Annotated in this window: 14 protein-coding genes; 7 read left to right on the top strand and 7 right to left on the bottom strand. The window is 69.0% G+C overall.

Annotated elements, in window-relative coordinates:
• The 4 genes from Q0Z83_RS45480 to Q0Z83_RS45465 are packed head-to-tail and all read left to right on the top strand — an operon-like array spanning position 1 to position 4,191.
• A complete protein-coding gene (locus Q0Z83_RS45480) occupies positions 1–1,929 on the top strand; it encodes an MFS transporter (protein ID WP_317789763.1) in 1,929 nt (642 codons plus the stop codon).
• Positions 1,930–1,934: 5 nt separating this feature from the next.
• Positions 1,935–2,477 (top strand): hypothetical protein, encoded by a 543-nt coding sequence (locus Q0Z83_RS45475; protein WP_317789761.1) that lies wholly within the window; start codon positions 1,935–1,937, stop codon positions 2,475–2,477.
• Positions 2,474–3,592 (top strand): M23 family metallopeptidase, encoded by a 1,119-nt coding sequence (locus tag Q0Z83_RS45470; protein ID WP_317789760.1) that lies wholly within the window; start codon positions 2,474–2,476, stop codon positions 3,590–3,592. The genes Q0Z83_RS45475 and Q0Z83_RS45470 overlap by 4 nt, the downstream gene beginning before the upstream one ends.
• Positions 3,589–4,191, top strand: coding sequence for a hypothetical protein (locus Q0Z83_RS45465; protein ID WP_317789759.1), 603 nt, complete (start codon positions 3,589–3,591; stop codon positions 4,189–4,191). The genes Q0Z83_RS45470 and Q0Z83_RS45465 overlap by 4 nt, the downstream gene beginning before the upstream one ends.
• A 5-nt stretch (positions 4,192–4,196) precedes the next feature.
• Here Q0Z83_RS45465 and Q0Z83_RS45460 read toward each other — a convergent pair whose 3' ends face one another.
• From Q0Z83_RS45460 to Q0Z83_RS45440, 5 genes are all read right to left on the bottom strand, one after another.
• Positions 4,197–4,709 (bottom strand): hypothetical protein, encoded by a 513-nt coding sequence (locus Q0Z83_RS45460; protein WP_317789758.1) that lies wholly within the window; start codon positions 4,707–4,709, stop codon positions 4,197–4,199.
• Positions 4,710–4,806: 97 nt separating this feature from the next.
• On the bottom strand, positions 4,807–5,088 hold the full coding sequence (locus Q0Z83_RS45455) for a hypothetical protein (protein ID WP_317789757.1): 282 nt from the start codon (positions 5,086–5,088) through the stop codon (positions 4,807–4,809).
• A gap of 19 nt (positions 5,089–5,107) precedes the next feature.
• Positions 5,108–6,103, bottom strand: a complete 996-nt coding sequence (locus tag Q0Z83_RS45450; RefSeq protein ID WP_317789756.1) for a WXG100-like domain-containing protein — start codon at positions 6,101–6,103, stop codon at positions 5,108–5,110.
• Positions 6,100–6,429: a hypothetical protein gene (locus Q0Z83_RS45445; RefSeq protein ID WP_317789755.1), complete on the bottom strand. Its 330-nt coding sequence runs from the start codon at positions 6,427–6,429 to the stop codon at positions 6,100–6,102. The genes Q0Z83_RS45450 and Q0Z83_RS45445 overlap by 4 nt, the downstream gene beginning before the upstream one ends.
• Positions 6,426–6,752, bottom strand: coding sequence for a hypothetical protein (locus Q0Z83_RS45440; protein ID WP_317789754.1), 327 nt, complete (start codon positions 6,750–6,752; stop codon positions 6,426–6,428). The genes Q0Z83_RS45445 and Q0Z83_RS45440 overlap by 4 nt, the downstream gene beginning before the upstream one ends.
• 191 nt (positions 6,753–6,943) lie before the next feature.
• Between Q0Z83_RS45440 and Q0Z83_RS45435 the strand changes: the two genes are divergently transcribed.
• Genes Q0Z83_RS45435 through Q0Z83_RS45425 form a run of 3 tightly spaced genes read left to right on the top strand, consistent with a single transcriptional unit; the run spans position 6,944 to position 10,490 of the window.
• Positions 6,944–9,541, top strand: coding sequence for an FtsK/SpoIIIE domain-containing protein (locus Q0Z83_RS45435; RefSeq protein WP_317789752.1), 2,598 nt, complete (start codon positions 6,944–6,946; stop codon positions 9,539–9,541).
• A complete protein-coding gene (locus tag Q0Z83_RS45430) occupies positions 9,538–10,218 on the top strand; it encodes a hypothetical protein (RefSeq protein ID WP_317789750.1) in 681 nt (226 codons plus the stop codon). The genes Q0Z83_RS45435 and Q0Z83_RS45430 overlap by 4 nt, the downstream gene beginning before the upstream one ends.
• A gap of 11 nt (positions 10,219–10,229) precedes the next feature.
• A complete protein-coding gene (locus tag Q0Z83_RS45425; protein ID WP_317789748.1) occupies positions 10,230–10,490 on the top strand; it encodes a hypothetical protein in 261 nt (86 codons plus the stop codon).
• A 7-nt stretch (positions 10,491–10,497) separates the two neighbouring features.
• Here the strand turns inward: Q0Z83_RS45425 and folE are convergent, their stop codons facing one another.
• Both folE and ftsH read right to left on the bottom strand, forming a co-directional pair.
• A complete protein-coding gene (gene folE, locus Q0Z83_RS45420) occupies positions 10,498–11,136 on the bottom strand; it encodes a GTP cyclohydrolase I FolE (protein ID WP_317789747.1) in 639 nt (212 codons plus the stop codon).
• 5 nt (positions 11,137–11,141) lie between these two features.
• Entirely contained in the window at positions 11,142–13,157 is a 2,016-nt protein-coding gene (gene ftsH / locus Q0Z83_RS45415; RefSeq protein ID WP_317789746.1) for an ATP-dependent zinc metalloprotease FtsH, read from the bottom strand.
• Positions 13,158–13,382: the final 225 nt, after the last annotated feature.

Genomic DNA, 13,382 nt, shown 5'->3' with positions numbered 1-13,382 from the left:
ATGGTGCGGCGGGGGCTGGCGTTTCTCACGGCGTTGCTCGTGCTGGCGGTGGCGTCGATAGCGTGGGCGGTCGCCACTCCGGGGGCGGCGGTGGCCGGGCCGCGGGCTCAGGTGCCCGGCGGCGCCTGCAGCGTCGAGGAGTGGCAGTCCGACTTCAAAGCCTGCGTCGACCGACTCGCCGAGGTGGTCGACACCCGCGTCGACTGTCTCAACCCGCCGACACCGGGCACCCCCGACTCCGGCCTCGCCGGCTGGTTCGCCGAGCGGCCCGCGTCGTCCACTAAGAACAGCTTCCCCGGCCTCTACAGCGACTACGGCTATGCCGGCTACAACTTCGTCACCTATGACCTGGAGGGTGGTTGCGCGTCGACCATCGTCGACGCGGATCAGAAGTTCGAGACCACCATCGCCAACGGTGAATTCATGATCGCCACTGCGGTCATCGGGGCCTCGAACGCGCTCCGGGAACGCGCCTGGAACCCGGAGACCCTCTGGGGCTGGGCCGACCCGCTGGTCGACCAGGCCACCAAGGCCGTCTACCAGAAGGTGTTCACCGTCTTCGGTGTGATCACCCTCGCCGTGGTCGGCCTTTACCTGCTGTGGCGATCCCGGCAGGCGGAGATGGGCGCCGCGACGACCACGGCAGGGTGGGCGATCTTCATCATGGTCGTGGTCACGGCCATCGCGGCGTGGCCGGTGCAGTCCGCCAAGATCGCCGATGAGAGCCTGATCACCTCACTCAGCGTCGTCCACGACGCGGTGGGGCCACAGCCCAAGGAGCAGGTCGGCAAGTGCGCCCTCGGGCCGGAGGCCTGCGAGGACAACCGACCGCCCGCGGTGCGCGCCAGCGACACCGCGACCGAGACCATGCTCTACCGGAACTGGCTGCGTGGAGTCCTCGGCTCCGCCGACAGCGAGACCGCCAAGAAGTACGGTCAGGCTCTCTACGACGCACGGTCCTTCAGCTGGGACGAGGTCCAGCAGATCCGCCAGATCACCGACGCGCGCCAGCCCCTGATCGACCTCAAGCAGACCCAGTGGAAGAAGGTCGCCGAGCAGATCAAGGCCGAGGACCCGGAGGCCTACGAATACCTTCAGGGCTCCAAGGGGATGGAGCGGGTCGGAGCCGGTTTCATCGCGATGCTGGCGGCGTTCATGTACGCGATGTTCGACATCACCGCATCCCTGCTCGTCCTCCTCGGCTTCCTGGTCTTCCGCTGGGCGGTCATCGCGGCGCCGATCCTGGGCACCATCGGCCTACTGCGACCCGCGAGCGGCGGAGTCAGGCGGCTGGGCAACGCGGTGGTCGCGGCGGTCTTCAACATCGCCATCTTCGGCACCGGTGCAGCGATCTACCTGTTCGCGGTCGACCTGATCATGAACACAGCCGGGCTGGCCGGCTGGCTCCAGGTGGTGCTGGTCTGGCTCTGCGGGGTGGTCGGATGGCTGCTGCTCCGGCCGTACCGTCGAATCACCCAGCTCGGCGGCAAGGACGGCGCCGCCACCATCGCCTCCGGCGGGTCCTGGCACCGGCGGTTCTTCCGCGACATGCGTGAGGCCGCGAAGCTGGAGGTCGCCGAAGGCGGTGGCACCCGTGAACCGACCTTCGGCAAGGGCCCTGTCGAACAGCGCAACCTCCGTCCGGAGGCACGCCTCGAGGACTCCTCGACGGCGCCGCGCCGCGAGGCAGAGGTCGTTCCGGTCGCCACGCCGACCCGGCCGGACGGCAACGAGACCGTGCGTGACAACGAGCCTGTCCCGGTGACCTCCGGAAAGGGCCAGGCCAAATCGGCCCGGACGCGTGGTAGCTCCGACTGGACCGAGCCGGATGTGTCCGAGCGGCCGACCTCGTATTCGATCTACCGGCCCGAGACCGGGGCGACAAGCGAAGAACCGGCCAGCCCGCGGGTGCGCTCCGAGGCCCGGTGAATGACATGTCCGGGCTGATCACACGCACCCTCAACGGGATCTTTCGGTCCCGTTGGGGAGTCGCCATCGTGCTCGGCGCGATCGTGCTCGCGGTCGTCGGCATCGGGCGCCTTTTCTCGGACGGGCAGGCCGCCGCACCTCTGGGAAAGAGCAGCCCGGCACCTGCGATCAGTATCGACCCGTCGGACAACGACAGTGTCGCCTCGTCTGATCCGCCGCCCACCCCGAAGACCAAACCGGGCCGGGCACAGCCGGAGGCGGTGGCGTATGCGTTCGCCTCCGCCTGGGTCGACCACAGCGACATCACCGCGAAGAAGTGGCTGAGCCGGCTCCAGCCGAACGCCACGCAGAACCTGACCGAACAATTGCGTGGGGTGGATCCCGCCGCGGTTCCGGCCGATCGGGTCGTCGGCAAGCCCACCCTGGCCGCGGTCAGCGACTCACTGGTCAACGCGACCGTGACCATGGATAACGGGAAGTTGGGACTTCGGCTGGTGGCGCCGGACGGCGCCTGGCTGGTCGACGGTATCGACTGGGAACCGGCATGAGCCTCCGGCGTCCGCGCAAGGTGGTCCTGCTGGTCGCCTCGGTCGTCACACTCGCCCTGCTCTGCTGCGGTGGCAGCATCACCATCCTGGTCTGGAACGGATTGCGCAGCGACAGCGACAACCGCTTCATCAACGCTTCGCTGGCCTGCGGAAAGGGCGGAGCTCTCGACCCGGATTCGCAGTTGCCCGAGATCAGCCCCTATGACGGGGGGCAAATCCGCAACGCGGCGATCATCATCAATGTCGGGGCGGATATGGGCCTGCCGCCACGGGCCTGGGTGATCGCGGTGGCGACCGCGATGCAGGAGTCCGGGCTGAATAACCTCGGCAATCTTGGCGCGAAGAACGACCACGACTCACTCGGTCTCTTCCAACAGCGACCCAGCTCCGGCTGGGGTACACCGAAACAGGTCCGGGACCCGGTCTACGCGAGCACCAAGTTCTACTCGAAGCTCAAGACCATTCAGGGCTGGGAGAAGATGGCCCTGACCAGGGCGGCCCAGTCGGTGCAGATCAGCGCCTACCCCGACGCCTACGCCAAGCATGAGCCCCTGGCGACACAGATCGTCAACCTCCTCGCCAACGGTGCCGCCAACGCCGTGGGCGACTCGGTGACACTTCAGTGCTCGGTATCCGGCGCGGTCGCCGCGTCGGGCTGGACCATTCCGCTGAAGGGACCGGTCGGCTCGGGATTCCGAACCGCCTCGCGGCCCAGCCACCAGGGTGTCGACATCAGCGTGGACAAGTACCGGCCGATCTATGCCGTGGCCAGTGGCACGGTGTCGGTCGTCAAGTGCGACGAAGACTTCCGCGGCCGCAAGAGCTGCAATGTGGACGGCTATCCCGGCAAGGGCGGCTGCGGGTGGATGGTCGAGATCGTCCATGCGGGTAACGTGATGACACGCTACTGTCACATGGTGCAACAGCCCTTCGTGCGAAAGAATCAGCAGGTCGTGGCGGGTGAACAGATCGGACGGGTCGGCAGCAGCGGCAACTCGTCCGGCCCGCACCTGCACTTCGAAGTGCACCTGGGCAATGACAGGTCGAGCTCCGGCGCGGTCGATCCGGTCCGGTTCATGCAGGGGCAGGGCGCCCCGTTGGGGAACGAGGGATGAGCAGCGGATCTATGCCGGACCCTTTCAGCGGCCGGCGTGACGGAGCGCTGGACTCCCCCCGTCCGATAGTGCCCACCCCGGCGACCATGGCTGGTGACCTTCGCGGCCGTCGGGTTCTCGTCGGACTGCCCGGCCACGGCTGGCGCGGTGACCTCCGGGCCGACGAAAAGGTGATACAGGGCAGCCGTACCTACGTTCCCGTGATGCCCGAGGCCGAGTGGTACCGCGCCGAGGCCGAACGCACCGAGGTCTTCGCCGCCCTGGTCCCGGTCGAGCGGGTCTGGGTCGAGGAACTCGGCTTCCCCGGCACCACTACGCCCGGCGCGAAGGTGAATCAGTTGGTCTCGCTCGACGAGCCGCCCCGTCGCCCGCCGGTCTCGGCTATCGACGCCGACACGCTCACCGGTCGCCGTGTGACCCAGATCCTCGACGACGGCAGCGAACGGCGTGATCTTCGAGCGGTGACCGAGTCACACGTGAGCGACGACGGGACCGTCAGCGTCCGGGTGGCGCAGGAACTCGACTGGTACCGGTGGGGCTGGAGCGGAAAGCTACCGCGCACCCTCGAAGTGCCGGCTCACCTGCTCTGGGTCGAATAGTCTCGTCACTCCGTCCGCGTCGCCACGCACACGCGCCATCCGTCCTGGTCTTCCACTGTGAGGTCCCAGGAGCTCCCGTCGCGGCCCGATCCGTCCGAGATCCGGCGGCTCACATCGACCTTCGCGACGCCGCGGCCTCCGTCGGTGGTGACGCTCACAATTCGCCAGGTCATCGTGATGCCGACCGAGAATTCCTTCTCACGGCGGGCCGTGTCGTCGCGATATGCCTGCAAGGCGGACAGATCTCCGCCCGACTTGCACTGGTAGAGCGCGGCATCCTGGTCATTCCGATTGGAGAGATACGCACCCAGGAAGTTGGTGACCACCGCGCCAGGTGTATCCCGTTTGATCTCGGTGGCCTCGTCGTAGAGGACGTAGAAGGCACCCACGCCGCCCACGCACAGCAGGGCGAGCAGACCACCGGTCAGGGCCAGCGCGAGCCGTGCCCGGCGGCTCTGGAAACGGCTTCGGCGCGTGCCCGGAACGCTCCCCATCGGCCGGGGTGCCGGCTTACTCACGGTCTCACCGTCGGCCCGGGGCGCCGGTGACGTCTCAGGCTCTCGCGGTCCCATGTGTACGACATTAGTTCGTCCACACCAACCGGTCGGCGCTGTCTCATGCCGACAGCGTGTAGAACTCGGTGTCCGACCCCCAGTGCCGCAGGATCTCGACCACCCCGTCCTTGATGACGGTTAGGTCCGCAGCGGCGATCAGCTCCCCGTCCTCCCAGGTCGGCACCTTGGGCAGGTAGACGACGTCGGTGCCGACCCCGCGTTCCACACCGAGCAGAATGCGACGGCCCTGATATTCGGCACGCATGTTCTCTCGATCCACGCTGCGAAGGATCACACCGGTGTCGGTACGTGCCGACTGGCTCTGGATCTCATGAACAGCCATCGCGGCCTCCATCCGGCATTCACGCCCCCGGGTCGATGACACTTATCTTCGTCACTGCCGGATTCTGTTCCAAGGCCGGCTTCTCCACCGTGTTCCAGATGCTGTTCGCCCGCGGGTTGTGCGACCAGGCCGTCACCTCGCCCTGCGCGCCCTCGGCGTACCTCTCGGAAAGCCTCTCCCAAACGCCTCCCGCCTGCTCCTTCCGAATCGGCGAGTGCTCCTCGAAGAGGAGCATGTCGTCGAATCTCCGGCCGCCCGGCGTCTGCTCCAGCGTCACCTTGGTGATGCCATCGGTGTACTTCTCGGCAAAGGCCCGCATGCGTGTGCCATCGTCGAGCGCACCGGAGTAGAAGTTGGCGCCGTTGAACGGGCTGCGGACGTCGGCCCGCTCGACCTCGCGCATCAGCCGATGGAATTCCGAGTTCTGGCCGAAGTGTTTGGCGAGCTGCCCGGCGTGCTGGGCGGCGGCCTTGGTCCCGGCGGTCCGCAGCAGCGTCGCCGCCTGCAGGAACACGTCGGCGATCTCACCTTCGACGACCTGTAGCGCCTTGTGGACGAGCTGGCGGCAGGCGATCCGGCTGGCGGCGACGAAGATCGGGATCTCGGCGAGGGTGGCGCCGGCCGACACCGCCGCGGTGGCGACCGCCTGGCCGACCTGGAAGGCGAGCAGTGTCAGCTGGGCGATGTAGGCGGTCTTGAGCGCGACCGTGACGCCGGCCATGGCGATGAGCCCGGCGCCGATGAGCTCGACGGCGGTGGCGGCGTCGTCGAGGTGCCGGCCGGGGCCGTCTTCGCCGTTCCACCACTGTTCGAAGGCGTCGACGGAGGCGCCCTCGTTCTCCAGCCAGACCCGGCGGGCGGCGGTGTCGGCCTCGGCGGCGTGTCGGCGCAGCCGGGTGGCGTGTTCGATCCAGGCGAGGCCGTCGGCGTGTAGGCGGTCCTCGTCGGCCTGCGGCCAGCTGAGCCCGAGCCAGGACAGCGGCTCGGTGAGCTCGGCGGGCAGCTCGATGGTCATGACCGCTCCCCGGAGGCGGAGGTGGTCAGTTCCGCGGCGGCCTCATCGTCGACGGCGGCGATGCTTCGGGCCTGGGTGTGCAGGTCGAGGGCGGCCTCGCCGAGCTGCTGGACGTGACTGCCGAGGGCTTGCAGGGCGTGGCCGAGTACCGACTGATAGGCGAGGGCGAACATGCTGCCGCTCTCGTCGGCGCCCCACGGGCTGTCCGGTCCGGCGACGGTGGTCTCCAGGCCGGCGAGGTCGTCGGCCATCCGCTGGGCGATCCCGGCGAGGGCACTGCCGGCGGCGGCCACCACCTGCGGGTCGAGCTTCACGCGTACGTTCATCGCCGTGCCGCCCGCCGGGAGAGGTCGTGCAGGACTTCGGAGATCTCGGCGAAGCGCCGTTCGGCCGCGATGTTGACGTCCGCGACGGACGCCTCGAAGCCGGGCATCACCGCCTGCGCCCCGGTGATCGCGTCGAAGAGCGCGGTCCGGAGCTCGTCGACGGTCAGTTCGGTGATCTGCGGGTCGAGGACGACGTCCCACAATCGGCCCGCGCCGTCGAGTTCGATCCGGACGAGCCCGTCGGCGCCTTCCCCGAAGGAGGCGATGTAGTCCGTCTCCCGGGTGGATCGGGCGTGCTCGTCGTACTCCTGGGTGACGTTCACCTCGGCCTCCCTCGCACGGTTGCGGTACCTGCGAATACCGCTGTTGCACGCTCCGAGTTCAAACCGGCACGCAACGTTTCTTCGGGAGTCGAGATTGGACGGATGCGACCGGGTCCGGCACGAAAGTCGCACCGGGGACGCAACGCGGTGCCCGGACGGGTCTGGGATAGGTTTTATTCCGCGGACAGGAGGTGACGGCAGTGGCGGATTCGACTCTGCGGGTCCGGCAGGCCGCTGCTTTGCACCGGCAGGCCGTGGCGACAGCGGATGCTGCCGCGGTCGCGCTGGAGGCGTTCGCGCCGGCCGCCGCCGACCCGCGTGAGCAGCATCGTCTCGCCGACCGGTTGCGGGCGGCCGCGGCGCAACTGGCGCCGGGCTGGCTGGGTTCGACGCTCGACGCGCTGTCGGCGGTGGCGCCGCTCGGCGGGACGGCGATTCCGCAGTTCGTGCGGGTGGGCCTGGCGCAGCCGCTGGATGACGTGCGGTTCCCGGCGGTGGTGCCGCTCCTCGGCACGGGCCACCTGACGATCGACGCGACGGCCACCGATCCGCGGGTGTTCGGGCTGCTCCGGTCGCTGCTGCTGCGCCTGTTGGCGACCGCTCCGGCGGGTTCGCTGCTGGTGCGCGCGGTGGACGGGGTCGGTGGCGGCGCGGTGTTCGATCCGTTCGAGGAGTTGGCCGACGCCGGTCTGATGTCGCCGCCGGCCACCGATCGTCAGGGCCTGCGTGATGTGCTGTCCGAGGCGGAGAAATGGCTGCGCCCGGCGCGGGCCGGGGCGGGGCGCCGGGCCCGGCGTGACCGGGTCCTGCTGGTGGTGATCGCAAGCCTGCCGGAGATGACCGAGGGTGAGGAGCTGCGGCGGATCGCGGCGTTGGCCCAGCAGGGTCCCGATTCCGGGCTGCACCTGGTGGTGGCCGGTTGGCCGCCGCCTCCGCTGACTGCCGAGACGACGCAGGCGCCACTGCCGCGGACGACGGCGATCTCGGTGCGTAACCCGTATGCGATCGTCGGCGACCCGCCCGGTGGCTCGTTCGGGTCGGCGCCGGAGACGGCGTGGCTGAACGCACCGGTCTTCCTGGATGAGGATCCGCCCCCGCACCTGATCGACGCGGTCTGCCGGGAGCTGGCCGCCGATTCGGCCGAGGCGTCCCGGGTGACGCTGGCCGACCTGCTCCCGGAGCCGGCTGAGGAGCTGTGGTCGCAGGACGCGGCGGCCGGTGTGGAGACGGTGGTGGGTCATCACGGTGACGTGCCGCTGGTGCTGCGCTTCAACGACCTGACTCCGCACTGGATGCTCGGTGGCCGGTCGGGCGCCGGCAAGACGGCGTTCCTGATCAACGTGCTGTATGGGTTGGGTGCCCGGTACAGCCCCGATGAGCTGGCGCTCTACCTGCTGGATTTCAAGGAGGGCGTGTCGTTCTCCGAGTTCGTGCCGACCCAGCGGGACCGGACGTGGCTGCCGCACGCGCGGGCGGTCGGGGTCGAGTCCGACCGGGAGTATGGTCTGGCCGTTCTGCGCGAGTTGGACGCCGAGATGGGGCGGCGCTCGCTGGCGTACAAGCGGGCCGGGGTGTCGCGTTTCGCCGATCTGCGGGCGATCGCCGCCGAGGAGGGCCGCGGGCGTCCACTGCCGCGTGTCCTCTGTGTGATCGACGAGTTCCAGGTGTTGCTGGCCGGCAACGACCCGATGGCGGCCGAGGCGGTGGCGCTACTGGAGTCGCTGGCCCGCAAGGGCCGGTCCTACGGGATACATCTGATCCTGGCCAGCCAGACGGTGCTCGGTGTCGAGGCGTTGTATGCCAAACGCGACTCGATCTTCGGCCAGTTCCCGGTGCGGATCGCGCTGCCCGGTGGCGGTGACGTGCTGGAGCCGACGAACGATTCGGCGGCGGGTCTGCCGATGGGCAGCGCGGTGGTGAACACGGCGGGTGGCCTGGGTGGTCCCCGGGGCGCGACCCGTGGTCACGAGCGGGTGGTCCGGTTTCCCGACCCGCACGCCGACCAGACGCTGCTCAGCGACCTGCGGCACCGGCTGTGGGGCGGCCGCGACCAGGAGTCGCAGCCGCCGAAGATCTTCGCGGGATATGCACAGCAGCATCTGGCCGACGACCCGACCTATCGGGCGGCGCTGGCGGGGCGGATGCCCCGGCCGGCCGCGATGGTGGGCCGGGTGATCGATGTGGCGTTGTCGACCGCCACCTTCCCGCTGGACTCGTCGCCCGGTCGGCATCTGGCGATCCTGGGTTCGCAGCCGGCCGGTGCGGAGGCTCTGGACGCGGCGGCCCGCAGCGTGGCCGCGTGTCATCCGCCGCGGTCGGCCCGGTTCGTGATCGTGTCGCTGGTGGCCGAGGGTGACGCTCGAGCGGCCGCGCTGGCCGCCGAGGTCGGGCACCGGCAGGACGTCGAGGTCGTGGACGCCGCTGGTTTGGCCGCTGAGCTCACCGCCGACCGTCCCGGGTATCTGGTGGTGTTCGGGATGGACGCGGCGCCTCCGGGGACACTGAGCGGCCTGCGGCAGCTGTTGCGGGAGGGCCCCAGCCGTGGCGCGCATCTGCTGTCGTGGTGGCGTGGGGTGCGCCGGTTCAGTGAGGAGACCGGCGGCAGCATGGGTCGGGAGGACGTGGCCGGCCTGCTCTTCCTGAACGTGCCGCAGTCCGACGTGTCGCTGCAGTTGGGGCGGCCGGTGGACTGGCAGCCCCGGGCGAACCGGGCGCTGCTGCACGACAGGCATGCCGACCGCACGGTGACCGTGGTCCCGTTCGTAGACCCGGAGAGTGACGAGCCGTGACCGAGCAGGCCGAACAGCACGGGGTGATCCCGGTGCAGACGGGGCCGCCCACGTCGGGCCCGTGGGCGGAGTATCTGGCCGCCGCCCAGGAGCTGGACGCGGTGCGGCGCGCGGCGAGTTCGGTGGCCGGCGAGCATGCCGCGACGGTCGCGGCCGCCCGGCAGGAGCTTTCCTCGGTACGGGCCCGGCTGGCCCCGCAACGAGCGAGGCTGGCACGCGATTTCCGCGTACCGGAGAATGATCTGACGCCGCACCCGGCGGATCAGGCCGAGGCGATGGATCGGGTGGCCGGTGGGCCGCCGGCCGTGCTGGCGGCGCTGCGTGCGGCCCGGGCCACCGCGGACGCCGCGGACAATGCCTTCGTCGGGCCGGGCCCGGCCGGGCCGCACCGGCCACGGGCGCGCAACCTGGTGATCTATGGGCCGTTCGCGGCCGCGGTGCTGCTGGTGCAGGTGCTGCTGTTCGTGGTGGCGCCGTCCGGGTCGCCGTCGACGCCGGCGCTGTTGTGCGGGCTGAGCATGCCGCTGCTGGCGTTCGGGTTGGGGTGGGCGACGATCGGTTTCGTCTACGGCGGTGACGGGGTCGAGGTCGACCGGACGCCGGTGCTGGGCCTGATCACGTGTCTGACGCCGGTGCTGCTGACCTGTGCCGGCACCGGTCTCGAAGCACTTTTCTGAGAGGAGCCGCGGTGGCGAACGTCGAAGAGGTCAAGGTCAGCGTGGCGGCGACGGTGGACGGTGCGCAGCGGGCCGTCGCCGGGATCAAGGTCGTGTCCGATCAGCTGGACGAGGCGCTGGCCCGGTTGCGGGTGACGGCTGTGGGCTCGTTCCATCCGGCCGCGGCGGCCGCCATCGCGCAGTTGGAGCAGGCCCGGACCAGGATGGACGAGGCGGTTCAGCTCACGCACGCCGCGATCGACTCGGCAAACCAGTTCCGCAGCACGATCTAGAGAGCTCTCAGCGGGCGTTGATCAGCGCCATCACTTCGGCGCGGACCTTGCCGTCGGTCTGGAAGCCACCGCGGACGGCGCTCGTCACGGTACGGGCGCCGGCCTTACGGATGCCGCGCATCTCCATGCAGAGGTGCTCACACTCCAGGACGACGATCGCGCCCCGGGCGCCGAGCTTCTCCATGAGCAGGTCGGCGATCTGCGAGGTGAGGCGTTCCTGGACCTGCGGGCGGCGGGCGAAGACCTCGACGAGCCGGGCCAGTTTCGACAGGCCGGTGATACGGCCGTCGGTGCCGGGGATGTAGCCGATGTGCGCCACGCCTTTGAACGGCAGCAGGTGGTGCTCGCACATGCTGTGCAGTTCGATGTCGCGGACCAGGACGAGTTCTTCGTGGTCGGCCTCGAACGTGGTGGTGAGGACGCTGGCCGGGTCGACCCGGAGGCCGGCGAAGAGTTCCGCGTAGGCGCGGGCGACCCGGGCCGGAGTGCGCTGGAGACCGTCACGGTCCGGGTCCTCACCGACGGCGATGAGGATCTCCCGGACCGCTTTCTCGATCCGCCCGAGGTCGACGGCGTGCTCGACCGGTGTACCGGAGAGCTTGCCGTCGACCAGACGGGCGGCGAGATAGTCGAGTTCGTCCGACAAGTTGATCAGTTGCTGCTTTCTGACCCGTTCGCATTCGGGTTGTGCCCGACCGCGATCTGACCGTCGGCCTCGGCCTGGGCCTTGAGCTTGTCGCGCTCGGCCGGGGTGAGCACCGGCGGGGCCTCGGACGGCAGACGCTTGCCGAAGCCGTTGAACGGCGACATCGGCGGGCGCTTGGCCACCCGGGCACAGATCCGGTTCATGTCCTCCTGCGTGATGGTCTCCTTCTCCATCAGCTCGAGGACCATGTTGTCGAGCACGTCACGGTACTCGACCAGGATCTCCCAGGCCTCGTCGTGCGCGAGCTCGATCAGGGCCCGGACCTCGCCGTCGATGTCGGCGGCGACCGCGTCCGAGTACGCCTTGTCATGACCCATGCTGCGACCCATGAACGGCTCGTCGCCGGTGGTGCCGTACTTGACGGCGCCCAGCTTGGAGCTCATGCCGTACTGCGTGACCATGGCCTTGGCGAGGTTGGTCGCCTTCTCGATGTCGTTGCCGGCGCCGGTGGTGGGCTCGTGGAAGACGAGCTCCTCGGCGGCCCGGCCACCCAGCGCGTACGCCAGGGTGTCGATCATCTCGGCCCGGGTCTGCGTGTACTTGTCCTCGGTCGGCAGGACCAGCGTGTGACCGAGCGAGCGGCCACGCGGCAGGATCGTCACCTTGTGCACCGGGGCGGAGTGCGGCAGAGCGTAGGCGACCAGCGCGTGTCCACCCTCGTGGTACGCGGTGATCTTCTTTTCCTTGTCGCTCATCGCCCGGGTGCGGCGCTCGGGGCCGGCGATGACCCGGTCGATCGCCTCTTCGAGGTAGTCGTTGGAGATCGCCCGCTTCTCGTGCCGGGCGGTCAGCAGCGCGGCCTCGTTGATCACGTTGGCCAGGTCGGCACCGGAGAAACCGGGAGTGCGGCGGGCCACCGAGTCGAGGTCGACGTCGGGCGTGAACGGCTTGCCCTTGGCGTGCACCCGCAGGATCGCCTTGCGGCCCTCCATGTCCGGGTTGTCGACCGGGATCTGCCTGTCGAAACGGCCCGGGCGCAGCAGTGCCGGGTCGAGGATGTCGGGCCGGTTGGTCGCCGCGATCAGGATCACGCCGCCCTTGGTGTCGAAGCCGTCCATCTCGACCAGCAACTGGTTGAGGGTCTGCTCACGCTCGTCGTGGCCACCGCCCATACCGGCACCACGGTGCCGGCCGACGGCGTCGATCTCGTCGACGAAGACGATCGCCGGAGCGTTCGACTTGGCCTGCTCGAAGAGGTCGCGGACCCGGCTCGCACCGACACCGACGAACATCTCGACGAAGTCGGAGCCGGAGATCGAGTAGAACGGCACTCCGGCCTCGCCGGCGACCGCGCGGGCCAGCAGCGTCTTACCGGTACCGGGAGAGCCGAAGAGCAGCACGCCCTTCGGGATCTTGGCGCCCAGGGCCTGGTACTTCGTCGGGTTCTGCAGGAAGTCCTTGATCTCCTGGAGCTCCTCGACGGCCTCGTCGGCGCCCGCCACGTCGGCGAACGTGGTCTTCGGCGTGTCCTTGGTGATCATCTTCGCCTTGGACTTGCCGAAGTTGAGCACCCGGGAGCCGCCGCCCTGCATCTGCGACATGAACAGCAGCAGGAGGACCACGAGAATCGCGATCGGCAGCAGGTTGATCAGAATGCTGAGCAGAATGTTGTCACCGGAGACCGTGGCGTCGACCGGGCCGGAGACGAACTTGTTGGCCCGCGCCTGCTCGGCTTTCGCGAAGATCTCGTCGGTGAGCTCATACGGATACTGAGCTTCGATTTGTTTGGTGGACTTGCCGTCGAACGTCTCGGCATTGGCGAGATCGATCTGGAGCGTCTGCTCCTTGTCCTTCAGGACGACCTTCTCGATGCCACCACTGTTCAAACGGTCAAGCGCGACCGATGTCTCGACCCTCTGGTAGCTCGGACCACTGGTGAAGAGCATGCTCAGCCCGAGTACGCCGATGATCACCAGAATGATCCAGACCACCGGGCGGCGGAAGAAACGCGTACGTTCCATACTGTTGTCGGGCGCCAAGCGCCCGGACCCTCCTGATCGGCCGTCCTGGTCACCTCAACGTCGCCGCCCACCGGCGGCCGCCGAGGCCGTTTCCGGCCCCAGCCCCCTCCGGCGCTCGTGACACCACGCCATCGGTCACTCGACCGTACACCGTAGGTGCCGTTTACGAACCCGTGAGCCCGCAGGGCGAACTACGCGTACGCCCGGTTAAATCAGGGCGGTTCA

Origin of the sequence: Actinoplanes sichuanensis (assembly GCF_033097365.1) — a bacterium.
GTDB classification, from domain to species: Bacteria; Actinomycetota; Actinomycetes; order Mycobacteriales; family Micromonosporaceae; genus Actinoplanes; species Actinoplanes sichuanensis.
The sequence above is the reverse complement of the archived record's forward strand: the minus strand, read 5'-3'. Positions and strand labels throughout refer to the sequence as shown.